This is a genomic window from Streptomyces sp. NPDC012474 (genome assembly GCF_042955185.1).
In the GTDB taxonomy this organism is placed as follows: domain Bacteria; phylum Actinomycetota; class Actinomycetes; order Streptomycetales; family Streptomycetaceae; genus Streptomyces; species Streptomyces cahuitamycinicus.
The window spans coordinates 14,573-36,005 of the sequence record NZ_JBIBEP010000014.1 but is presented as its reverse complement, the minus strand read 5'-3'; the positions used below and the strand labels follow the sequence as shown (position 1 = coordinate 36,005).

Below are 21,433 nucleotides of genomic sequence, written 5' to 3'. Positions count from 1 at the left end.
AGGAGGCGGCTGCTACTTGGCGACGCCGAACTGGCGGATGGTGGGGGCGGTCGAGGAGCCGTCACCCAGGTACGTGATGCCCTTGCCGGTCACCCACTGGGTGCCGACGAAGAAGAGGGGCGCCGTCCAGGCCTGCTCGACACCGAACTCGTTGACCTTGCGGTAGGCCGCGGCGGCCTTGACCGGGTCGGTCTGCCGGTCGGCCTCCGCGAGCAGGTCGGTCAGCCTCGGGTCGGTGGTGTGGAACGGGTTGCGGTAGCCGCCCTCGCCGTAGAAGGCCTTGGCGAGGACGGGGTCCGCGTCGAGGCCGTCCATGATGAGGAACATGGGGTACTTGCCCGACAGCAGGGCTGTCCCGCTCTGCTGGGGCGGTACCGGCTCCCAGGTCACCTTGACGCCGATGTCACCGAGCGCCTGCTGGATGATCGGCTCGAACTGCTTGATGTAGACAAAGCTCGGCATCTTCACCGAGAAGCCGTTCGCGTAGCCGGCCGCGGCCATCAGCTTCTTCGCGGCCTTGGTGTCGTAGGCGTATGTCTTGTTCAGTGCCTGGTCGTAGACCTGGCCCTTGGGCTTGAACACCTGCTCGGTCGCGACGCCGCCACCTCGCAGCATCTGCTGGACCAGCTTGTCGCGGTCGAAGGCCATGTTGATGGCCTTGCGCACACGTACGTCACCGATGGCCTTGAGCTTGGTACCCGCACGGTCGGCGAGGACCAGGTTCGCTCCGGCGGTCGCGCCGACCTCGGTCACCTTGAAGCCGGACGACTCCAGTTGGCTCAGGCGCGAGGCATCCACGGAACCGGCATTGGTCTCACCCGCCTTGAGGGCGTTGGCGGCGGCCGTCGGGTCGGAGATCACGCGCAGCTTGACGGTCTGGAACGGGTAGGCGGCCTTGTCCCAGTAGTCGTCGCGCTTCTTGAGCACGTATACGGATCCGTTGACCGTCTGTGCCTTGTCGAGGGTGTATGGACCCGAGCCGACCGGGTTCAGGGCGGCGCTCTTGTCCGTCATGGTCTTCGGGTCGCCGACGACGCCGGACGCCGACGACAGGGACGCGAGCAGGGAGCCGTCAGGCTGCTTGAGCTTGATGACGACGGTCGACGCGTCGGGCGCCTCGACGGACGCGACGGAGGCCAGGCTCCCTTGGTTGGGGCCGGGTGTCTTCACCATCAGGTCCAGGGTGGCCTTGACGGCGCTCGCGTCCACGGCCGCGCCCGAGCTGAACTTCATGCCGCCGCGCAGCTTCAGCGTGAGGGTGCGGGCGTCGTCGGAGTACTTCCAGCTCTCGGCGGCGCCGGGCTTGAGCTGCCCGTTGTTGTCCTCGATCAGGAGCGTGTCGTAGATCGACTGCCACACGTAGGCCTGCTGACCTCTCACGAGCTGGGTCGGTGCGAAGGAGTTGGGTGTGCCGAGTATGGACAGGGCGAGCGTCTTGGCACCGGAGGACGAACCGGCGGCCTGGTCACCGTCGCCGGCGCAGGCCGTGGCGGCAGTCGCGAGGAGCGCGGCGCCGACGGCGGCCGCAAGGGTCCGCGGGAGCCGCCGTGGACGGGAGGACCTGGAGGGTGTGCGCATGGGGAGTCCTTCGTCGCGAGAAGTGAGGAGCTGATCCTTCGTCAGTGCCATGCGTGAAGTCAGGAGCCGGCGGATGAGACGGCCGCGTGGCGAACGTGGCGGTCTGCCCGTGACGTGAGCTCGAACCCGCCAACTCTTACCGCCCGGTTGGTTTTCATTCGCAAGCTAGGACCCGGCGCGGGACCGGGGGAAGATGGGCGTCCTGCTTCGTAATCAGAGCGTTATCAAAGGGGGTTCGCCGTCGTGGACCGCACGGTGGCGGCTGCGCGAGCCCTTGCGTCGCTGCCCTTCGGCCGTCACAATCCCCGGCAACCACAAATCCGACCACTTGGTAAGTGTTCGGCCGGGAGGGGAACGCATCGTGACCGACGCCATGCCGCGGGGGCCGTACGCCAAGACGGCAGCCCGCCGTTCGGAAATCGTCCGGGCGGCGCGCGACAGTTTTGCCGAACACGGCTACGCCAAAGCTTCGTTGCGGAACATCGCGGAACGGGCCGGTATCACCCACGCGGGCCTGCTGCACCACTTCCGGAACAAGGACGAGCTGCTCGCCGCGGTTCTCGCCGAACGTGACAACGAGGAGTGGGAATACGGCAAATCCAAGGTGACCAGCCCTCAGGAGGTGGCCCGGTACCTCGGCGACACGCTGCGCCACCACCAGTCGAGCCCCGAGTTGATGCGTCTGTGGATCGAACTCGCCACCGCGGCGTCGCGCCCAGGGCATCCGGCGCACGCCTACTTCGCCCGGCGCTACAAGGACGGCCGCAGACGCTTCAGCGACGGCATGCACACGGACGCGGGCACGGGAAGGCTGCGCGCGGGCCTGAAGCCCGAACACGCGGCCGTCTTGTTGCAAGCCGTGCTCAACGGCCTGCAACTGCAGTGGCTGCTGGACGAGGAACTCGACATCGTGGGACCGTTCTGGGCCTTCCTGTCGCTGATCTATGAGGAGCCCGGGGACGACGGCCGAGCCGGGCCCGAGCCCCCCGCGGGTGAGTGACGCCGGTCCGGCCGTCGTGGGCACCCGTAGGTGACGCCATGGCGTGGCGCGCCGGGGAGTTCATCCGCGCCGATGCGTGGCCACCCCGTTCGGGCACCAGGCCCGCAGGAACTGCGCCATCGCCTCCACCTGCCGCATGCCCTGTGCGGAGGAGTCCTCGTGGATCCGCATGTCCACCGCGATGCCGGAGTGCGCCGCCCGGGTCGCGAAGGACAGCGTGTCGTCGAGCAGCACCTCCGTGCCGGCCGCGTGCAGTTGCAGCGGTGGCAGGCCGTGCAGGTTGCCGTGCAGCGGACTGAGCATCGGATGGTCGCGCGGGGTCGTCCCCGCGTACGTGGCCGCTCGGATCGGCAGCGCTTCCGCGTCCACGGTGCGGTCGGCGGCGGCGTTGAGCAGCAGGCTGGACGAGTCCAGCGTGAAATCCAGCACCGGTGAGGAGAGCACCGCGCAGGTCGGCAGCGTGGCGCCCGCGTCGCGGAGCCGCAGCAGCAGGCCGGCTGCGAGGGCCCCGCCGAGCCGCTTGCCCGCCACCGCCGCCGGCCCATGGGCGTGGCAGTGCTCCCAGGCTGACTGGACATCGTCCAACGCCGCCGGGAACCGGGGCCGGTAGCGGGCGCAGACGACCGCGTAGCCGGTGAGCCGGGCCAGTTCCCGCGCGGTCGGCAGCGCGTCCTGGGGCGTGCCGGCGAGCCGCGGATCGCCGTGCAGGTACAACATCGTCTGCGCCACGGCCCCGCCCTCCGGACGGACCTCGGGGCCGAACGGCCCGTCGTCGACGCGCACTTCACTTGCCACGGGACATCACCTTCTCCGCCGCTTGCCAGTGTTCCTCGGACACCCACAGCCGGGCGAAGGCCGCGGCGGCCTCGCGCGCCGGCCGGGTCCGGGTCGTGAGGTTCTTGATCTCGCGGGCCTGCGGGGTGGCGAGGGAGCGGGCCACCTCCCGCCAGCCGGCGGCGAACCGCGCGCGGGGCAGGACGAGATCCACCAGCCCCAGCCGCTCGGCCTCGGCCGCCTCCAGCACCCGACCGGTGCCCGACAGCAGCAGGGCCTGCCCCGGTCCCACCAGCCGAGCCAGCCGCTCGGCCCCGCCCCAGGCGGGGACGATGGCCAGCTTCGTCTGGGTGAAACCGATCCGGACGTCGTCGGCGGCGATGCGGATGTCGGCCGCCATGGCCACCTCGGCGCCGCCGCCCAGCGCGTGCCCGTTGAGGGCGGCCACCACCGGCCCGGGGAAACTCGCGATCCGGTCGCACAGCGCCCGCATCCGCAGCGCCATGTCCGCGGCCTCGCCCTCGGTGCGCAGCCGCGCCAGTTCCTTCAGGTCACCGCCGGAGACGAAGGCCTTCTCGCCCGCCCCGGTCACCGCCAGCGCCGCCGCGCCCTCGGCCGCGTCCAGGGCCTTCTCCAACTCGCCCATGGTGTGCGGATCGATGGCGTTGCGGGCGTGCGGACGGTCGATGGTGACGACGGCCAGGCCGTCCTGAAGCTCCAGCTCAACCATGCGCGGCCTTCCGGTCGTCGGGCGGGTGCGGATGCTGCTGTGTCAGTCCTCGTACACCACGGTCACGTCCGGGGTCGTCGGCTCGGCCTGACAGGTGAGCACGTATCCCTCGGCGACCTCGTCGGCGTCCAGGGCGTTGTTCACCCGCATCTTGGCCTCGCCGTCCGTCAGCCGGGCCATGCAGGTGGCGCAGTCCCCGGACTCGCAGGAGAACGGCGGCGTGAAGCCGGCCCGGCGGGCGCTCTGCAGCAGCGTCTCGCCGGGTCGTTGCGGCACGGTACGGCGCTCACCGCGCAGGTCGACGGTGACGGTCCCGGCGACGGGCTCCGGCGGCCCGGCGGGCGCCTCCTCGGGTGCCGTCGGGGTGAACCGCTCGACCAGGATCCGCTCGGCAGCGACCCGGTGGGCGGCCAGGGTCTCCTCGACCAGGGCCATGAACGGCTCCGGCCCGCAGACGTAGAAGTCCGCCCCGTCGTCGGCCAGGGCCCGTATCTCCGCGGGGGTGACCAGCCCGTCCCGGTCGTCGAAATGATGGCGCAGGTCCAGCCGGCCGGGGTGGCGCACCGCGAGCGCGTCCAGCGCCTCGCGGAAGATGGCCGCCCCGGCGCTCTGATGGGCGGTCAGCAGTGCGACATCGCGGCGCGTCGTCGCCAGTGCGCTCTTGATCAGCGAGAACACGGGAGTGATGCCGCTGCCGCCGGCGTAGGCGACGAGCGGCCGATCGGCGGCGTCCTCACGCAGGCAGAACGCACCGCCGGGCAGGGTGGCCTCCAGCGTGTCGCCGGGCCTCAGCCGCTCGTGCATCCAGCCGGAGACAAGTCCGCCCGGCACCCGCTTGACGGTGACGCGCACCTCGCCGTCGGTGTCGGGCGAGGAGGACATCGAGTAGCTCCGCAGCGTCCCGCACACCTTGAAGGTCAGGAACTGCCCGGCCCGGTAGGGGAAGTGCGCGTCGAGGGCGAAGGTGCGGGTGTCCGGCGTCTCGTCGACGACCCGGGTGATCCGCACCGGATGAAAGCCATGGTCCCGTGCCATGTGTGGAACTTACCTTCTCGCTATGGGAGAGTGCAATTCTCCAAACGAGGGAGGAGTATCTGTCATGACGACGATTCCCCCCGGCGCCCTGCGGCCGATCCCGCCCGGACTCGCGGCGCGCTACGAGTCCGAGGGCTGGTGGAACGGGGAGACGCTGGGCGGCCTGCTGGCGGCCGGGCTGGGCCAGAACGGGGACGTGGAGTTCCGCGTGCACTCCGCGGTGCGGCCCTGGAGGGGCACGTTCGCCGACGTGGAGCGCACGGCGCGCCGGCTGGCCGCAGGTCTGCGGGCGCGCGGCGTGGGCCCGGGTGACGTGGTGGTCATGCAGCTGCCCAACTGGATGGAGGCGGCGGCGGTGTTCTGGGCCTCGGCCTTCCTCGGCGCGGTGGTCGTCCCGGTGGTCCACTTCTACGGGCCCAAGGAGATCCGCTACATCGTCGAGGCCACCCGCCCCAAGGCCTTCTTCGCGGCCGAGCGCTTCGGGCGGACGGAGTTCCGTCCGGACCTGTGCGCCGGGGTGCCCGTCATCGGTGTGGTCGGCCGGGACTTCGACGAGCTGCTCGCCGACGAGCCGCTGGCCGGCGCATCGCCGGTGGACCCGGACGCCCCCGCCCTCATCGCCTTCACCTCCGGCACCACCCGCGACCCCAAGGGCGTCATCCACAGCCACCGCACCCTCGGCTACGAGACCCGCCAGCTGGCCGCGAGCTATCCACCGGACCGGGGACGGCAGTTCACGGTGGCACCGGTCGGCCACTTCATCGGCATGATCAACGCGTTCCTCATCCCGGTCCTCGACGGCTCCCCGGTCAACCTCGGCGACACCTGGGACCCGGCCCGGGCGCTCGCGCTGATGCGGGCCGAGGGGCTCACCGTCGGCGGTGGGGCGACGTACTACATGACCAGCCTGCTGGACCACCCCGACTGCACCGGGGAGCACATCGCACGGCTGAAGTACGCCGGCCTCGGGGGCGCCTCCATCGCCTCGGCCGTGACGACCCGGCTGGAGTCCCTCGGCATCACCGTCTTCCGCGCCTACGGCTCCACCGAACACCCGTCGGTGACCTGCACCCCCTACGACGGGCCCGCCGCACAGCGCCTGCACACCGACGGACTCCCGCTGCCCGGTGTGGAGGTGCGGCTCGCCGAGGACGGCGAGATCCTCACCCGCGGCCCCGATCTCTGCCTCGGCTACACCGACCCCGCACTCACCGCCGCCACCTTCGACGCCGACGGCTGGTACCGCACCGGCGACATCGGCACCCTGGACGCCGACGGCTGGCTGACCGTCACCGACCGCAAGGCCGACGTCATCATCCGGGGCGGGGAGAACATCAGCGCCCTGGAGGTCGAGGAGATCCTGCTGGGGCTGGACGGGGTGGCCGAGGCGGCCGTGGTGGGCGTGCCCGACCCGCACCTGGGGGAGCGGGCCGCCGCCGTCCTGCGCATGCTGCCCGGCTGGTCGGCGCCGAGACTCGCAGAGGTGCGCCTGCACTTCGACCGAGCGGGGCTGGCCCGGCAGAAGTGGCCCGAAGTCGTGCACGAGGTCGAGGACTTCCCACGCACCCCGAGCGGCAAGGTCAAGAAGTTCGTCCTTCGCAAGCGCATTGCGACTCCCTCGATGCGAGAATACGATTCTCGCAATCGGTGAAGGAGGATCTCATGCCCTCTCGTGCACTCGCGTATCCGCTCTTCGACGCGGACAACCACCTCTACGAGACCCAGGAAGCGCTCACCAAGTACCTCCCCAAGGAGTACGAGGGCGCCATCCAGTACGTGAACGTCGGCGGCCGCACCAAGATCGCGATACGCGGGCAGATCAGCGAGTACATCCCGAACCCCACGTTCGAGGTCGTCGCCCGCCCCGGAGCGATGGAGGAGTACTTCAAGGTCGGCAACCCCGACGGCAAGACGCGCCGGGAGATCTTCGGCGAGCCCATGCGCTCCGTCCCGGCCTTCCGCGAACCGGCCCCGCGCCTGGAGCTCATGGACGAGCTCGGCATCCACCGCAGCCTGATGTTCCCGACCCTCGCCAGCCTCATCGAGGAGCGGATGAAGGACGACCCGGAGCTGATCCACGTCGTCGTCCACTCCCTCAACCGGTGGCTCCACGACACCTGGGGCTTCACCTACAAGGACCGCATCTTCACCGTCCCGGTCATCACCCTGCCGATCGTGGAGAAGGCGATCGAGGAGCTGAACTGGGTCGTGGAGCGCGGTGCCCGCGCCATCCTCATCCGCCCCGCGCCGGTCCCCGGCTTCGGCGGCACCCGGTCCTTCGCCCTGCCCGAGTTCGACCCGTTCTGGAAACGGGTGGTCGAGACCGGTGTCCTGGTCGCGCTCCACTCCTCCGACAGCGGCTACTCCAACTACGCCAACGACTGGGAGGGCCGGCGGCGCGAGTTCCTGCCCTTCAAGCCCAACGCCTTCCGGCAGGTCAACGAGTGGCGGCCGATCGAGGACGCCGTCTCCTCACTGATCTGCCACGGAGCGCTCTCCCGCTTCCCCGAGCTGAAGGTCGCCGTCATCGAGAACGGTGCCTCGTGGGTGCAGCCACTGCTCAGCCGCCTCGCCGACGTCCACAAGAAGATGCCGCACGAGTTCCGGGAGAACCCGGTGGACGTCTTCAAGCGGCACATCCACATCAGCCCGTTCTGGGAAGAGGACATGGCGGAGCTCGGCGACCTCATCGGCATCGAGCGCGTCCTGTTCGGCTCCGACTACCCCCACCCCGAGGGCCTCGCCGACCCCGTCACCTACGTCGACCACCTCCCGAAGCTGTCCGAGGAGGACAAGGCCAAGGTCATGGGCGGCAATCTGGCCCGGCTGATCGACGCATGACCACCGCCCGCACCATCCCCGAGCTGGTGCTGAGCGCGGCCGAGCGGTTCGGCGACGCCGAGGCCGTGGTCGACGGGGAGCTGCGCCTGACCTTCACCGGCCTGGCCGACCGGGTCCGGCGCACCGCGGGGGCGTTCGCCTCGGCGTGCGTCGGGCCGGGCGACCGGGTGGCGCTGTGGGCACCCAACTCGGCCGAGTGGATCGTCGCCGCGTTCGGACTGCTCACTGCCGGCGGGGTGCTGGTGCCGGTGAACACCCGCTTCCTCGACGAGGAGGCGCATGACATCGTCGTACGCAGTGGCGCCAAGGCGCTGCTCGTGCAGAACGGCTTCCTGGACCGGGAGTTCACCGGTCCGCCCGGCGTCCCCGTCATCGACCTGAAGACCTCCGGCTTCCTCGCCTCCGGCGATCCGCTGGACCCCAGGGCCGACGCGGACGACCTGGCGGACATCGTCTTCACCTCGGGCACGACGGGCCGCCCCAAGGGCGTGATGACGACGCACGGCCAGACCCTGCGCCTGTACGCCGAGTGGTGCGACCTCGCCCAGCTCCGGCAGGGCGACCGCTACCTGATCGTCAACCCGTTCTTCCACATCTTCGGCTACAAGGCGGGCCTCGTCGCCTCGATGATCCAGGGCGCCACCGTCCTCCCGGTGGCCGTCTTCGACGTGGACCGGGTGCTGGACCTCGTGGAGAAGGAGCGGGTGACCGTCCTGCCGGGACCGCCGACCCTGTACCACTCCCTGCTGGAGGCGGGCGCGGGCCGCGACCTGTCCTCCCTGCGGGTCGCGGTGACCGGGGCGGCGGACATCCCCGTCGAGCTGGTCCGGCGCATCACCACGGAACTGCCGTTCACCCACCTGATGACCGGCTACGGCCTCACCGAGGCCGGCACCGTCACCGCGTCCCGCTCCGGCGACCCCTACGAGGCGGTCGCCACGACCGTCGGCCGGCCCTGCGCAGGCTTCGAGGTGCGCATCGCCGACGACGGGGAAGTGCTCGTGCGCGGCTACTCGGTCATGCGCGGCTACCTCGACGACCCCGAGGCCACCGCCGAGACCGTCGACCCCGACGGCTGGCTGCACACCGGCGACCTCGGCGAACTGGACGACGAGGGCCGACTCAGGATCGTCGGCCGCAAGAAGGACATGTTCACCGTCGGCGGATTCAACGCCTACCCCGCCGAGATCGAGGGCTTCCTGCTGAGGCACCCGGCCGTCGCCCAGGCCGCCGTCATCGGCGTGCCCGACGAGCGGCTGGGGCAGGTCGGCAAGGCCTTCGTCGTCGCACGCACCGAGTTCGCCGGGATCACGGAGGCCCAGCTGATCGCCTGGGCGCGCGAGCGGATGGCCGGCTTCAAGGTGCCCCGCCACGTCGAGTTCCGCACCGAGCTGCCGCTGAACGCCACCGGAAAGGTGATGAAGGACCAGCTGTCATGACCAAGGACTTCCGCACTGCCTCCGGCATCCCACTCAACCCGGTGTACGGCCCCGCCGACCGCCGCGCGCAACCCCCCGACCCGGGCACCTTCCCCTTCACACGCGGCAACTACCCCACCGGATACCGGGGCCGCACCTGGACCCTGCGCCAGTACTCCGGCTTCGGCACCGCCGAGGAGTCCAACCGCCGCTACCGCTACCTCCTCGACCAGGGCGGCACCGGCCTGTCCGTGGCGCTCGACCTGCCCACCCAGTGCGGTTACGACTCCGACGACCCGGAGTACGCCGACGAGGTCGGCCGGGTCGGCGTCGCCCTGGACACCCTCGCCGACGCCGAGATCCTCTTCGACACCCTCCCGCTGGACCGGATCAGCACCAGCTTCACCATCAACGGCACGGCGGCGATCCTGCTCGCCCTCTACGTCGCCGCCGCCGAGAAGCGCGGCATCCCCCGGGCGAAGCTCACCGGCACCATCCAGAACGACATCCTCAAGGAGTACGCCTCGCGCGGCACCTGGATCTGGCCCCCGGAACCCTCGCTGAGGCTCATCGCGGACACGATCGAGTTCTGCGCCGAGCAGGTACCCCGCTTCAACGCGATCTCCGTCGCGGGGGCGCACTTCCGCGACGCCGGCGCAAACGCCGTACAGGAGATGGCGTTCACCCTCGCCGACGGGGTCACGTACTGCGAGACGGTCCTGGAACGCGGCCGGATGACCATCGACCAGTTCGCGCCGCAGATCTCCTTCTTCTTCTACACGCACGGCGACTTCTTCGAAGAGGTCGCCAAGTACCGGGCGGGGCGCAGGCGCTGGGCGACCCTCGTGCGCGAGCGGTTCGGCGCGACCACCGACAAGGCGTGCATGTTCCGCTTCGGTGTCGTGGCCGGCGGAGCCTCCCTCTACGCCCCGCAGGCCCGCAACAACACCGTGCGTGTCGCCTATGAGGCCCTCGCCTCCGTGTTCGGCGGCGTGCAGTCGATGTTCACCGCCGCCTGGGACGAGCCGTTCGCCCTGCCCAGCGAGGAGTCGACGACTCTGGCCCTGCGCACCCAGCAGATCCTCGCGCACGAGACCGGGGTGACCCGGGTCGCCGACCCGCTGGGCGGCTCGTACTTCGTCGAGGCCCTCACCGACGCCACCGAGGAGCGGATCGTCGCGATCATGGACGACCTCGAGGCGCACGGCGGCATGGTCCGCTGCATCGAGGACGGCTACCTCCAGGGGCTCATCGCCGACGAGGCATGGCGGCTGCACCAGGAGACCACCTCCGGGGAGCGGCCGGTTGTCGGCGTCAACCGGTTCGCGGTGGACGAACCCCCGCCCGACCTCGCCACCTACGAACTCGACGCCGAGGGCCGCGAACGCCAGCTCAAACGGCTCGCACGGGTCAAGGCCGAGCGCAGCGCCGCCGAGGTGCGCGCCCGCCTCGACGACCTGCGGCGCGCCGCGGAAGGAGACACCAACCTGATGGATCCGCTCGTCGCCTGCGCGGGCGCCTACTGCACGGTCGGCGAGATGGCCGACGCCCTGCGCGCGGTGTGGGGCGAGTTCCGGCAGCCGGTGGTGTTCTGATGACCCCACCTGTGCGCGTCCTCGTCGCCAAGCCCGGCCTCGACGGCCACGACCGCGGCGCGAAGCTGGTCGCCCGCGGGTTGCGGGACGCCGGCTTCGAGGTGGTGTTCACCGGCATCCGGCACCGCGTGGACGACATCGCCGCCACCGCCGTGCAGGAGGACGTCGCCGTGGTCGGCCTGTCCATCCTCTCCGGCGCACATCTCACCCTCACCCGCCGCACGGTCGACGCGTTGCGCGCCGCCGGCGGCGACGACATCCCCGTCGTGGTCGGCGGCACCATCCCGGCCTCCGACGTGGCCCGGCTGCGGGAGGCCGGGGCCGCCGGGGTCTACCCCACGGGCACCCCGCTCGACGCGATCGTCGCGGACATCCGCGCCCTGACAGCCCCGGAGGACTTCTGATGCGAGTCGGAGTGATGAGCGGTCCCGAGCGGGGCGACGCCGCGCACAAGGCGGCCCGCATGGTCGACGACGCCCGGTGGGCCGAGGAGGCCGGATTCGACACCGTGTGGGTGCCGCAGGTGCCCACCGACTTCGACGCGCTGACCGCCATCGCCCTCATGGGCCAGGCCACCGAGCGCGTCGAACTGGGCACGGCGGTCGTCCCCGTGTACGCCCAGCACCCGATCGCACTGGCCCGTCAGGCGGTGTCCGCGCAGGCGGCGGCGGGCGGACGGCTCACGCTCGGCGTCGGCGCCTCCCACCACTGGATCGTCCGCGACATGCTGGGCCTGCCGTACGAGAAGCCCGCGGCATACACCCGCGCCTACCTGGAGGTGCTCAACGCGGCGCTGTCCGGGGACGGTTCGGTGGACATCGAGAACGACGTCTTCCGCGTCCACAATCCGCTCACCGTCGCCCCGCTCGCCCCCCTGCCGGTCCTGATGGCCGCGCTGGGCCCGGTGATGCTGCGCATCGCGGGGGAGTACGCCGACGGCACGGTGCTGTGGATGGCGGACGAGCGGTCGGTTGCCGAGCACGTCGTCCCGACGATCACCAAGGCGGCCGCGGCGGCGGGCCGCCCGGCACCCCGCATCGTCGCCGGCATCCCGGTGTGCCTGTGCGCACCGCACGAGGCCGACGCCGCGCGCGAGCGCGCCAACCGCATCCTCGGCGAGGCCGAGATCTCCCCGAACTACCGGCGCCTGCTGGAGTACGGCGACGCCAGCGACGTCGGCGATCTGTGCGCGGCCGGCGACGAGGCGGCCATCAGGGCCCGCTTCAGGCGGTTCGCGGACGCGGGGGTGACGGATCTGTCGGTGCGGCTGCTGCCCCTGGGGAACGGGCGGGACGAACTGGTCGCCTCGAAGCTGCGCACCCGTGACGCGGTGGCCGCGATAGCGGCGGACCTGCGGTGAACGGGCCGCTGGCCGGCCTGCGCGTCCTGGAGGTGGGCCACATCCTGGCCGGCCCGTACGCCACCATGCTGCTCGCCGACCTCGGAGCCCGGGTCACCAAGGTCGAACCGCCCGGCGGCGACCTCTCCCGGCAGGTCTCCGACGCCTACTTCGCCAGCCTCAACCGGGGCAAGCGCTCGGTCCGCCTGGACCTGTCCGCCCCGGCCGGCCAGGACCGGCTGCACGATCTCGTACGCGACGCCGACGCCCTGCTGGTGAACCTCAAACCGTCCGCCATCGAGCGCTTCGGCCTGACCTACGAGGCCCTGAAGCCCTACAACGAGCACCTGGTGTGCGTGGCCCTCACCGGCTGGGGCATGGACGCCGGTGACATGCCCGCCTTCGACTACGTCGTCCAGGCCGCCACCGGCATCGCGGCCCTGACGGGCGACCCGGACGGGCCGCCCTCGCTGCCCGGCTACTCCTCGGTCGACAACTCGGCCGGAATGGCCGCCGCGCTGGGACTGCTGGCCCAGATCGTCTCCGGACGCGGCGGCCAGATCGACGTGTCGCTGCGCGACGTGATGCTCTCCCAGCTCAACTACCACGCCGCCGCCTGGCTCAACGACGGCACGGCCCCGCGCCGCCTCGGAGGCGCCCACGCCTACTACGTCCCCGCCCAGCTCTTCCCCACCGCCGAGGGGCACCTCGCGCTGTTCATCACCCACGACGGCTTCTGGCGCTCCTTCGCCGCCGAGGCGGGCATCGAGGGCTACCCGACGATGGCCGAGCGCGCGGCCCGCCGCGAGGAAGTGGTGGCCGCGGTGACGAAGGCGCTCGCCGCCGACTCGGCGGTGAGCTGGGAACGCCGGCTGCGCCCGCTCGGTGTCCCGGCGGCGGCCGTGCGCACGCTTCCCCAGGCCCTCGTCGAGTTTCCCGACGCGGTCGTGCGGGCCGGTGAACACCGCCTGGTCGCGAGCCCGTTCCGGATCGCCGGGCACCAGCCGTCGTACACGCCGCCGCCGCGCCTCGGGGAGCACGGCGGCGCGGCTTAGAAGCCGCCCCGCTCAGGGGACCACTACGGCATCCCGCCGGCCACCGCTCGGCGGTGGCCGGCTGCACCACGCCATGCGGTCGGTCGGCCAGTGCCGTGCGCGCCCTGGAGATGCTGTGTCCCGCACGGCCTGGCCGACCTCGGCAGGCCGGAGGGCTAGAGCGGCAGACCCCGAGCACCTGAGGATGCTGCACGCTACCGTTCGAAACCCGCCTACCGCGAGACCGAGAACCCGCAGGTGGGCCCCGTCGCCGACTGGCTCGCCGCGCACACCCCGAAGCAGGGCGCGACCGGAATCGTCCACGGTGGCCTGCAGTTCGCCACCGTCATGCTCGCCCACGACGCCCCGCGCCTCGCCGCCGTCGTCGACTGGGAGATGACCTCCTCGGCGACCCCCTCCTCGACCTGGCGTGGATCCTCACCGCCTGGCGCGAGAAGGACGCCCCGCCCGGCAGCGACCCCCGGTTCCAGCCCTGGGAGGCGTGCCCGGCCGTGCCGAACTCGTCGCGCACTACGCCGAGTCGACCGGCCGGGACGTCTCCGCCTTCCGTTGGTACCAGGTCCTGGCCTGCTTCCGCCTCGCCGCCCTCCTGGAGGGCGGCTACGCCCGCGCGCTCGCCGGGAAGATGAACCGCAAGCTGGGCGACTGGCTGCACGCCTACGCGGGGTGGCTGTGGGCCAAGGCGGGCCAGGAGATGGAGAGGGCCTGAATCGTGGAGAGGCTCAGGTTCCGTTCGCCGGCTGGGTGTACGTCTTCCCGCCGACCGTGGTGGTGAGCGTGCCGGTCGCCTGGAAGACCGTCTCCCAGAGGTCGATCGTCAGATGGAACCCGTCGGCGCTGGTCTTCTTGGTGGCCAGCACCTTTCCGCCCCGCCCGGTCTTCACCAGGTCCGAGTACCAGTCGAGGCTGGTCAGGGTGGTGCTGTGGCTGACGCGCGTCACTCGCTCGGTGCCGTCGAGGAAGCTCGTGCCGTCGTCCGAGTAGCGCCTGTAGCGCAGCGACACCGTCTTCACGGCGGTCTTGGTCTCGTCCCACACGATGTCGACCTTCGCGCTGCCGGACGACTTCCCGCTCAGGGTGTAGGTGCCCTGCGGCGGATAAGGCCGCTCCGGAAGCGAGCTGCCCGGAACGTAGGGCGTGCCCCACGGCACCTCGTCGGAGACCGGTTTCACCGGCCGTCGGTGCACCGGCTCACGGTCCACCAGCTCCGCGAGCATCAGCCGCGTGCGGCGACCGCCCGGCTCCTCGGACACCGGACACGGCAGTGGGTTCGCCCCACCGCAGGACGGCGCCGACACCAGGCGCTCGTGGTAGGCGACCGTCGTTCCGTCCGGGGACCAGCGCGGGTCGGCACCGGCGTTCCAGTTCGGAGAGGTGTTCGCGTAGTTGAGTTGCCGGCCCCGGTAGGCTCCGCGGTCACCGTGGCGGTCGATCAGGTAGGGCTGGAAGAAGCGCCGATCGCCGTTGTTGCGCACCGAGGAGACCGCCGACGTGGTCAGCAGGTCGGTGATCGGCGGGATGCCGGTCATGCCGGACATGAAGGTCACGCGGTCGCTGCCGCGGGTGTCCAGCGCCACGATCCAGCGGTCGTCCGGGGACGAGTCCATGGGGTCGGTGTACCCGGGGTCGGCCGTCACCCGGCGGACCTTGCCGGTGCGCAGGTCGGCGGCCATCAGGTCCATGTTGGACGACTCGGCCGGGAAGCCGACGTAGAAGACCTCCCTGCCGTCCTTCGAGAAGCCACGCAGCTCACCGACGGAGGGCACCGAGGCGTCGAACACGAGCTTCGAGGGTTTCCCGGGGTCGACGTGCACCGGTTGCTCGGCGGTGTCGGCGTCGAACATGCGGGTGACCTTCTCCAGGTCGTAGCGGGGGGCGCGCGGTGTGCCCGTCGTGGGGGACGGGTCGAACTTCAGCCGGGCGAAGTAGCCGTACTGGTCGAACCGCCCGGCCGTGACCGAGGTGGCGTTGAATCCGAGGTGCACCTGGTCCGGGTGCAGGCGCAGCTCACGGATCGTGCTTCCCGGCCCCGAACCGTCCGCCTTCGTGTTCCAGCGGATGGGGTACACGCGGACGCGGGCCGGAGTGCAGGCCGCCGAGGCGAGCCGGTGGGGACCGCAGTCCAGGACGTTCGTCCCCCACAGCACCCGCCTGCCGTCGGCGAACGGCTGAGGGTAGCTGATGTCCGGGTTCATGCCCTGCCGGTTCTCGGGCGGTACGCCGCACGTCAGGCACTTCCACGCGTCACCGTTCGGGAAGGTCTTCCCGTCCGTGCGCACGGCGATCAGCTGGCTTCCGCTGTAGACGCTCGCCGGGTCGGGCGCGGCGGGGGCGCCGGCGAAGGTCACGTTGGCGGTGACCACCCGGCCGTCCGGAAGGAAGCCGCCGGTCCGCATAGTGCTACCCCATCCGGCCGAAACGCAGCCCGTACCGCGCGGGTTCACGGAGCGCGTGCAGGACCCGGCCTCGTCCGAGGGGGCGGTGGGCGGCAGCGGCAGCCTCTTCACCTTGATCCGCTCGGGAGAGGGCGGGGGCGGGGATGGTGAGGCGGCCTCCGCGGGGGACAGGAAGGCGGTGACACCCACTAGCGCCACCAGGGCGGCGAGGGCCTTGGTTCTCATTCGCATGACACTCCTCGGATAGGGGTCGTGCTACTTCGGCGGGAACCTCAACGCACCGTCCAGCCGCACCACTTCACCGTTGAGGTAGTCGTTCTCGCACAGATGCTGGACCAGCGCTGCGTACTCCTTGGGCCGTCCCATGCGCCGCGGATGCGGCACCTGTGGGCCCCAGTACGCCTCCAGGCGGTCGGCCGCCTTCCCATAGGCGGGAGTGAGGACGGTGCCCGGGGCGACGGAGACCACGCGGATGCCGAGAGGGGACAGGTCCCGGGCCGCGACCAACGTCATCGCGCTCACCCCGCCTTTCGCGGCGGCGTACGGCAGTTGGCCGATCTGGCCCTCGTACGCGGCGATGGACGACGTCGTGACGATCACGCCGCGCCCGCCGTCCTCGTCATGGGGTGCGGTGCGTGCGAGCGCCGCTGCTGCCATGCGCATGACATTGAAGACACCGGTCAGATAGATGTCGACGGTGGTGCGGAAGCCGGCGAGATCCAGGGGGGAGCCGTCCTTGCCGACGAGCCTGCCGCCGCTCGCCGGACCGCCGTGACAGTCGACGGCGATCCTGAACTCGCCCGCCTGCTCGGCTGCCTGTACCGCTGCCGCCACCGAGTCCTCGTCCGTGGCGTCGGTGCGGACGTACCGCACACCGAGTTCTGCCTCCAGGACCTTGCCCTTGTCGTCGGCGAGGTCGGCGACCACCACCCGGGCGCCTGCCGCGTGCAATCGCCGTACCGTGGCCTCGCCGAGGCCACCCGCGCCCCCGACCACCAGGGCCGCCGAATCAATGACGCGCATGTCATTCCCCTCTCTTGCGAGCTACGCTCTGAGTGTATGAGAATGACGTTCTCATGAATATAGCCGTGATCCTGGAAATGGCCGCCTCCGCGGGGGACCGGCCGGCCGTCACGGAGGGCGGCCGCTCGCTCTCCGCGGCCGAGCTTCATCGCCTCGCCCGTCACGCGGCCGACCGCTTCCGTGACCGCACCGCGGTCCTGTACCTGGGCCCCAATCACCTCGCCTACCCGGTCGCCCTGTTCGGTGCGGCATGCGCCGGGGTCCGGTTCGTCCCACTCAACTACCGACTGGGCGACGAGCAGTTGAACGCCCTGATCCTCCGTCATCCCGGAGCCGAGGTGCTGCACCCGGCCGATCTCGACGCGCTGCTGACCCCGCCGTCGGGCGAGGCCGAGTGGCGGCCCGTCCCGGAGGACCGCGACGCCACCGCCGTCGTCCTCTACACCAGCGGCACCACCGCCGCCCCCAAGGCGGCCCTGCTGCGCCACCGACACCTGCTCGCCTACGTCTTCAACACGCAGGACTTCGGTGCGGCGGAACCGTCCGACGCGAGCCTGGTGGCCCTGCCGCCCTACCACGTGGCCGGCCTGATGAACCTGGTGACGAACCTGTACGCCGGCCGCCGCGTCGTCTACCAGTCCGCCTTCGGCCCGGCCGACTGGCTGGCTACGGTGCGCCGCGAGGGTGTCACCCACGCCATGGTCGTCCCCACCATGCTCGCCAGGATCACGGCGGAGCTGGGGGACGAGGAGGCGGGTGTGCCCACCCTGCGCAGTCTCGCCTATGGAGGAGCCCGTTGCCCCCGCCCGGTGGTGGAGCGGGCGCTGCGGCAGTTCCCGCGGACCGGCTTCGTCAACGCCTACGGGCTGACGGAGACCGCCTCGTCCGTCTGCGTGCTGGGCCCCGACGACCACTGGCGGGCGATCACCTCCGACGACCCGGCGGTACGAGCGCGCCTCGGTTCCGTGGGCCGTCCGCTGCCGGGCGTGGAGGTCGCGATCCGAGACGATGACGGAAAGCCGCTCGGGCCGGGTGAAACGGGGCTCGTGTTCGTGCGCGGGGAACAGATCTCAGGCGAGTACGCGGAGCCGAGCGGGGGCGCCGACACGGACGGCTGGTTCGCCACCCGCGACCGGGGCCGTCTGGACGAGGACGGCTACCTCTCCATCGAGGGCCGTGCCGACGACACCATCATCCGGGGCGGGGAGAACATCGCTCCTGCCGAGATCGAGGACGTACTGCTTCAGTACCCGGGCGTGCGCGATGCCGCCGTGCTGGGGCTGTCCGACCCGGAGTGGGGCCAGCGCCTGGTCGCGGTACTGGTCGGGGTCGGCGAGCCGGACGAGATCCGCTCCTTCGCGAAGGAGCGCCTGCGCTCCTCCAAGGCACCGGACAGCATCGTCTTCCGTCCCGAACTGCCCCGCACGCCCACGGGGAAGCTTCTTCGCCGCACCCTGGTCGCCGAACTGGAAGAGGCCTACGATGCCTGACGCCGTGCTCGTCGCCGCCCTGCGCACCCCGATCGGCACCGCCTTCAAGGGGAGCCTGCGCGACACGTCCGCGTACGACCTGGCGGGCCGTGTCGTAACGGCGATCGCCGAAGGGCTGGACCCGGACCTCGTGGACGACCTGATTCTCGCCGAGTCGCACTACGGCGGCGGAGTCGTCGCCCGTCACGCGGCCGTGACAGCGGGCCTGGGACAGGTGCCCGGGCTCGCCGTGAACCGGCACTGCGCGGCCGGGCTCGCCGCCGTCTCGACCGCGGCGGCCTCTGTCCGGGCGGGCATGGACTGGCTGGTGCTCGCCGGCGGCGTCAACTCGGCGTCCACCGCGCCCAAGCTGTCCTTCCTGGACAGTGAGCGCTGGGTGCCGCCCTCGCACCCCGACCGTCCGGACGCCCCCAACCTCGACATGTCGATCACCGTCGGCTGGAACACCGCCGTACGGGAAGGCCTCTCGCGCGAGGAGATGGACGCCTGGGCACTGCGCTCCCACCGCAACGCCGTCCGGGCGCTCGACGAAGGCCGCTTCAAGGACGAGACGGTGCCGGTCGACACCCCGCGCGGCCCCTTCGAGGCCGACGAACACCCTCGCCGCGACACCAGCGCGCAGAGGCTTGCCGCGCTCAAACCCCTCCACCCGGAAATCGAGGGTTTCTCGATCACGGCGGGCAACGCCTGCGGCGCCAACGACGCGGCAGCGGCCGTGGCCGTGGCCGACGAGCGGCTCGGTCTGCCCGCCCTGGCCAGGGTGCGTTCCTGGGCTTCCGTGGCCCTGGATCCGGCCGAGACCGGCCTGACCCCCGTGCACGCCATCCCCAAGGCGCTCGGGCGGGCGGGTATGGCGGTGTCCGACGTGGACCTGTTCGAGATCAACGAGGCGTTCGCCTCGGTGCCGCTCGCCGCCGTTCGCCGCCTCGGCCTCGACCCGGACACCGTGAACGTCAGCGGCAGCGGCTGCTCGTTGGGCCACCCCGTCGCCGCCACGGGGGCCAGAATGATCGTCACGCTCGTCCACGAACTGCGTCGCCGGGGCGGGGGAGTGGGCGTCGCGTCGATGTGCGCGGGCGGGGGAATGGGGTCGGCGCTGGTCCTGGAGGTGCCGGCGCCCTGACGGTGTCCGAGACGGTCGACCCGGCCGGCGAACCCTGGCCCTGTACCGCGGACGAGCGCAGGTGGTGCAGGAGACCGCTCGCGCGCTGCTGGAGGGCTGGGGAGGGTCCACGCGACAGCTGATCGCCTGCCCAGCCGCCGCGACGCACCCTCTGCGCTCCTGCCGCAACCGCTCCAGCCGGGAGGACTCCGGCAGGACGCCGCAGTCCTCATGGTCTGTCTCGCCGCAGGTCACGCTGTGAACCGCAACAACGCCTCCTGCGCGTACGACGCGAGCAGCGTCCCGTTCGGTGTCAGGACGTCCCCGCGACCGAAGCACCGTCCGTGCGCGGCGAGCGGGCTGTGCTGGCGCAGCAGCAGCCAGTCCCCGGTGCCCAACGGCCGGTGGAACCAGACGGTGTGCGAGGTGACGGCCGAGGCGAAGGACCGGCCCGCGTCGGCCTGCGTCATGCCCTCGACGGGCCGCAGAGCGGTGCCGATCGGTGTGAGGTCGGTGGCATAGGCGACGAGCGCGGGGGCGAGCGCCGGGGCGGCGTCGGGGACGCGGGTCCACAGTTCGTACGCGGGCGGCTCGGACTTCGCTGTGTCGAGATCGGTCGCCGCCCTCGACTCCCAGGGCAACAGGCCGAGTTCGACGGCGCGTTCGGGCCCGGGCAGTACGGGCACAGGGTCGGCGGTCTGCCGGTCGGGCCCCTCCTCCCAAGCATGCAGGCTCGCGTTCGCCACCGCGACGACTCCCCGCTCCTGGCGTGCGGTGAGCCGTACCGTTGCGAAGGTCCGGCCCTGCTGCGGCACCTCGGTCTCGTAACGCACCGGCTCGCCCGTGCGCCCTTCCCGCAGGAACTGCGTGTGCAGCGACTTCACCCCCTTGTCCGGCGCGGCGAGCTGTGCCGCGCACACGAACTGGGCGAGCAACTGCCCGCCGAACAGCCGTCGGTACTCCAGTTGCTGCGAGCGGCCCTCGTAGGCGTCCGGTCCGCAGGGCGCGATGTCGAGGCAGCCGAGCAGGTCGTTCCACAGGTCGGTCACGGGGTGTTCCTCACAGGTCGACGAGGCGGGGCGCGCGTGTCTCATGCAGCAGCAGCCGGCCGGCCTCGCGGGTCAGTTCACGGGTGGAGCCGAGCAGTCCGTCGAGCACCAGGGCACGTTTGACGTGCCGGTGCAGGGCGTGCTCGGCGGTGAAGCCGATGCCGCCGAGTGCCTGCTGGCAGTGGCGGGCGGCGGTGAGCGCGGCCCGGCCGGCCGCGGCCTTGGCGAGCAGCGCGCGAGTGTGGTCCAGGATGTCGGTGTCGTCGTCCAGCGCAAGGGCGGCCACCCCGGCGCCGCTGCCTGTCTCCGGAGTCGCGACGGCGCTGCCTGTTTCCGGAATCCCGGCGGCGTTGTCCGCCTCCGATGCCCCGGCGGCGCTACCTGCCTCCGATGCCCCGGCGGCGCTACCTGCCTCCGATGCCCCGGCGGCGCTACCTGCCTCCGATGCCCCGGCCGCGGCAAGCACCGCCTCCGCCGCCTCCAGCGCCACGTACGTCTCCGCCAGCCGGTGCCGCAACGCCTGGAAGGAGGCGAGCGGGCGTCCGAACTGCTCCCGGTTCAGGACGTGTTCGCGGGCGAGCGTCAGCATGGCCCGTCCGGTGCCCAGCAGCCACCACCCCAGCGCCCGGCGCCCCGCCGCCATGGCCGCAGGCGGAAGGTTTCCGGGTTCTGCGCGGAGTAGCGGGAGGCCGGGATCCAGCGGGCCGGCCGGTGCCCCGTCCTCCCGGGCCCATCGCACCCAGGCCCCGCCCGCGTACGGCAGCGGTGGCGTGCCCCCGAGCGGACGGCCCGCCCCCAGCAGCACGACGTCGTTGAGGACCGGTGCCTGCGCGCCGGTCTCGCCGAGCAGCCGGAACACCAGGGGGATCGCGGTGTCCGGCTCCTGGGTGAGCATCTCCCCCCAGCCCAACTGGGCAAGTCCAGCGTCCGGTTCGACGCCCGGCGCGCTCGTCGTGAGGGTCTTGCGCAGGGCTTCTTCCAGCAGTGCGCGTTCGGCGGCGTCCACCG

Annotated in this window: 19 protein-coding genes and 1 pseudogene; 12 read left to right on the top strand and 8 right to left on the bottom strand. The window is 71.6% G+C overall.

What is annotated here, in order from left to right:
• Window positions 1-12 precede the first annotated feature (12 nt).
• Window positions 13-1,578, bottom strand: coding sequence for an ABC transporter substrate-binding protein (locus tag ACFY9S_RS27270; protein WP_391132893.1), 1,566 nt, complete (start codon window positions 1,576-1,578; stop codon window positions 13-15).
• A gap of 361 nt (window positions 1,579-1,939) precedes the next feature.
• Between ACFY9S_RS27270 and ACFY9S_RS27265 the strand changes: the two genes are divergently transcribed.
• Window positions 1,940-2,578: a TetR family transcriptional regulator gene (locus ACFY9S_RS27265; RefSeq protein ID WP_391132891.1), complete on the top strand. Its 639-nt coding sequence runs from the start codon at window positions 1,940-1,942 to the stop codon at window positions 2,576-2,578.
• A 60-nt stretch (window positions 2,579-2,638) separates the two neighbouring features.
• Here ACFY9S_RS27265 and ACFY9S_RS27260 read toward each other — a convergent pair whose 3' ends face one another.
• From ACFY9S_RS27260 to ACFY9S_RS27250, 3 genes are read right to left on the bottom strand one after another with little or no spacing between them, the layout of a single operon-like run.
• The gene (locus ACFY9S_RS27260) at window positions 2,639-3,373 is read right to left on the bottom strand and encodes an alpha/beta hydrolase fold domain-containing protein (RefSeq protein WP_391132888.1); all 735 of its coding nucleotides are present in this window, start codon (window positions 3,371-3,373) and stop codon (window positions 2,639-2,641) included.
• Window positions 3,363-4,082 carry an enoyl-CoA hydratase-related protein gene (locus tag ACFY9S_RS27255; protein ID WP_391132885.1) on the bottom strand — a complete coding sequence of 240 codons (720 nt, stop codon included), beginning with the start codon at window positions 4,080-4,082 and terminating at the stop codon, window positions 3,363-3,365. Before ACFY9S_RS27255 ends, ACFY9S_RS27260 begins: the two co-directional genes overlap by 11 nt.
• Window positions 4,083-4,124: 42 nt before the next feature.
• A complete protein-coding gene (locus tag ACFY9S_RS27250; protein WP_391132882.1) occupies window positions 4,125-5,117 on the bottom strand; it encodes a 2Fe-2S iron-sulfur cluster-binding protein in 993 nt (330 codons plus the stop codon).
• A gap of 64 nt (window positions 5,118-5,181) precedes the next feature.
• On the opposite strand from ACFY9S_RS27250, the gene ACFY9S_RS27245 reads away from it, so the two are divergent.
• The 9 genes and pseudogenes from ACFY9S_RS27245 (at window position 5,182) to ACFY9S_RS27205 (ending at window position 14,074) form a co-directional block, all read left to right on the top strand.
• Window positions 5,182-6,768, top strand: a complete 1,587-nt coding sequence (locus tag ACFY9S_RS27245; RefSeq protein WP_391132879.1) for an AMP-binding protein — start codon at window positions 5,182-5,184, stop codon at window positions 6,766-6,768.
• 11 nt (window positions 6,769-6,779) lie between these two features.
• On the top strand, window positions 6,780-7,958 hold the full coding sequence (locus tag ACFY9S_RS27240) for an amidohydrolase family protein (protein ID WP_391132876.1): 1,179 nt from the start codon (window positions 6,780-6,782) through the stop codon (window positions 7,956-7,958).
• Complete coding sequence (locus ACFY9S_RS27235; RefSeq protein WP_391132873.1) at window positions 7,955-9,397, top strand: FadD3 family acyl-CoA ligase; 1,443 nt, start codon at window positions 7,955-7,957, stop codon at window positions 9,395-9,397. Before ACFY9S_RS27240 ends, ACFY9S_RS27235 begins: the two co-directional genes overlap by 4 nt.
• A complete protein-coding gene (locus ACFY9S_RS27230; protein ID WP_391132870.1) occupies window positions 9,394-10,971 on the top strand; it encodes a methylmalonyl-CoA mutase family protein in 1,578 nt (525 codons plus the stop codon). Before ACFY9S_RS27235 ends, ACFY9S_RS27230 begins: the two co-directional genes overlap by 4 nt.
• Entirely contained in the window at window positions 10,971-11,375 is a 405-nt protein-coding gene (locus ACFY9S_RS27225) for a cobalamin B12-binding domain-containing protein (RefSeq protein ID WP_319165120.1), read from the top strand. The genes ACFY9S_RS27230 and ACFY9S_RS27225 overlap by 1 nt, the downstream gene beginning before the upstream one ends.
• Window positions 11,375-12,331 carry a TIGR03564 family F420-dependent LLM class oxidoreductase gene (locus ACFY9S_RS27220; protein WP_391132866.1) on the top strand — a complete coding sequence of 319 codons (957 nt, stop codon included), beginning with the start codon at window positions 11,375-11,377 and terminating at the stop codon, window positions 12,329-12,331. The genes ACFY9S_RS27225 and ACFY9S_RS27220 overlap by 1 nt, the downstream gene beginning before the upstream one ends.
• Window positions 12,328-13,365 (top strand): CoA transferase, encoded by a 1,038-nt coding sequence (locus ACFY9S_RS27215; protein WP_391132863.1) that lies wholly within the window; start codon window positions 12,328-12,330, stop codon window positions 13,363-13,365. The genes ACFY9S_RS27220 and ACFY9S_RS27215 overlap by 4 nt, the downstream gene beginning before the upstream one ends.
• Before the next feature lie 201 nt (window positions 13,366-13,566).
• Window positions 13,567-13,749: pseudogene (locus ACFY9S_RS27210) on the top strand (phosphotransferase); the annotation flags it as partial.
• A gap of 97 nt (window positions 13,750-13,846) precedes the next feature.
• The gene (locus ACFY9S_RS27205) at window positions 13,847-14,074 is read left to right on the top strand and encodes a hypothetical protein (protein ID WP_391132860.1); all 228 of its coding nucleotides are present in this window, start codon (window positions 13,847-13,849) and stop codon (window positions 14,072-14,074) included.
• Between the two features lie 13 nt (window positions 14,075-14,087).
• On the opposite strand, the gene ACFY9S_RS27200 is transcribed toward ACFY9S_RS27205, so the two are convergent.
• Both ACFY9S_RS27200 and ACFY9S_RS27195 read right to left on the bottom strand, forming a co-directional pair.
• The gene (locus tag ACFY9S_RS27200; protein ID WP_391132857.1) at window positions 14,088-15,992 is read right to left on the bottom strand and encodes a hypothetical protein; all 1,905 of its coding nucleotides are present in this window, start codon (window positions 15,990-15,992) and stop codon (window positions 14,088-14,090) included.
• Window positions 15,993-16,016: 24 nt separating this feature from the next.
• Window positions 16,017-16,784 (bottom strand): SDR family oxidoreductase, encoded by a 768-nt coding sequence (locus tag ACFY9S_RS27195; protein WP_391132854.1) that lies wholly within the window; start codon window positions 16,782-16,784, stop codon window positions 16,017-16,019.
• 53 nt (window positions 16,785-16,837) lie between these two features.
• On the opposite strand from ACFY9S_RS27195, the gene ACFY9S_RS27190 reads away from it, so the two are divergent.
• Entirely contained in the window at window positions 16,838-18,274 is a 1,437-nt protein-coding gene (locus tag ACFY9S_RS27190; RefSeq protein ID WP_391132851.1) for an AMP-binding protein, read from the top strand.
• Complete coding sequence (locus tag ACFY9S_RS27185) at window positions 18,267-19,397, top strand: acetyl-CoA C-acyltransferase (protein WP_391132848.1); 1,131 nt, start codon at window positions 18,267-18,269, stop codon at window positions 19,395-19,397. Before ACFY9S_RS27190 ends, ACFY9S_RS27185 begins: the two co-directional genes overlap by 8 nt.
• 230 nt (window positions 19,398-19,627) lie before the next feature.
• Here the strand turns inward: ACFY9S_RS27185 and ACFY9S_RS27180 are convergent, their stop codons facing one another.
• Both ACFY9S_RS27180 and ACFY9S_RS27175 read right to left on the bottom strand, forming a co-directional pair.
• Window positions 19,628-20,425, bottom strand: coding sequence for an acyl-CoA thioesterase domain-containing protein (locus tag ACFY9S_RS27180; RefSeq protein ID WP_391132846.1), 798 nt, complete (start codon window positions 20,423-20,425; stop codon window positions 19,628-19,630).
• A 10-nt stretch (window positions 20,426-20,435) separates the two neighbouring features.
• Window positions 20,436-21,431, bottom strand: coding sequence for an acyl-CoA dehydrogenase family protein (locus ACFY9S_RS27175; protein ID WP_391132843.1), 996 nt, complete (start codon window positions 21,429-21,431; stop codon window positions 20,436-20,438).
• Window positions 21,432-21,433 lie beyond the last annotated feature (2 nt).

Bases quoted from the DNA above. Each gene is read 5' to 3' on its own strand.
- ACFY9S_RS27270 (WP_391132893.1), bottom strand. From the start codon at position 1,578: ATGCGCACACCCTCCAGGTCCTCCCGTCCACGGCGGCTCCCGCGGACC.
- ACFY9S_RS27255 (WP_391132885.1), bottom strand. From the start codon at position 4,082: ATGGTTGAGCTGGAGCTTCAGGACGGCCTGGCCGTCGTCACCATCGAC.
- ACFY9S_RS27250 (WP_391132882.1), bottom strand. From the start codon at position 5,117: ATGGCACGGGACCATGGCTTTCATCCGGTGCGGATCACCCGGGTCGTC.
- ACFY9S_RS27245 (WP_391132879.1), top strand. From the start codon at position 5,182: ATGACGACGATTCCCCCCGGCGCCCTGCGGCCGATCCCGCCCGGACTC.
- ACFY9S_RS27240 (WP_391132876.1), top strand. From the start codon at position 6,780: ATGCCCTCTCGTGCACTCGCGTATCCGCTCTTCGACGCGGACAACCAC.
- ACFY9S_RS27235 (WP_391132873.1), top strand. From the start codon at position 7,955: ATGACCACCGCCCGCACCATCCCCGAGCTGGTGCTGAGCGCGGCCGAG.
- ACFY9S_RS27230 (WP_391132870.1), top strand. From the start codon at position 9,394: ATGACCAAGGACTTCCGCACTGCCTCCGGCATCCCACTCAACCCGGTG.
- ACFY9S_RS27225 (WP_319165120.1), top strand. From the start codon at position 10,971: ATGACCCCACCTGTGCGCGTCCTCGTCGCCAAGCCCGGCCTCGACGGC.
- ACFY9S_RS27220 (WP_391132866.1), top strand. From the start codon at position 11,375: ATGCGAGTCGGAGTGATGAGCGGTCCCGAGCGGGGCGACGCCGCGCAC.
- ACFY9S_RS27200 (WP_391132857.1), bottom strand. From the start codon at position 15,992: ATGCGAATGAGAACCAAGGCCCTCGCCGCCCTGGTGGCGCTAGTGGGT.
- ACFY9S_RS27195 (WP_391132854.1), bottom strand. From the start codon at position 16,784: ATGCGCGTCATTGATTCGGCGGCCCTGGTGGTCGGGGGCGCGGGTGGC.
- ACFY9S_RS27190 (WP_391132851.1), top strand. From the start codon at position 16,838: ATGAATATAGCCGTGATCCTGGAAATGGCCGCCTCCGCGGGGGACCGG.
- ACFY9S_RS27185 (WP_391132848.1), top strand. From the start codon at position 18,267: ATGCCTGACGCCGTGCTCGTCGCCGCCCTGCGCACCCCGATCGGCACC.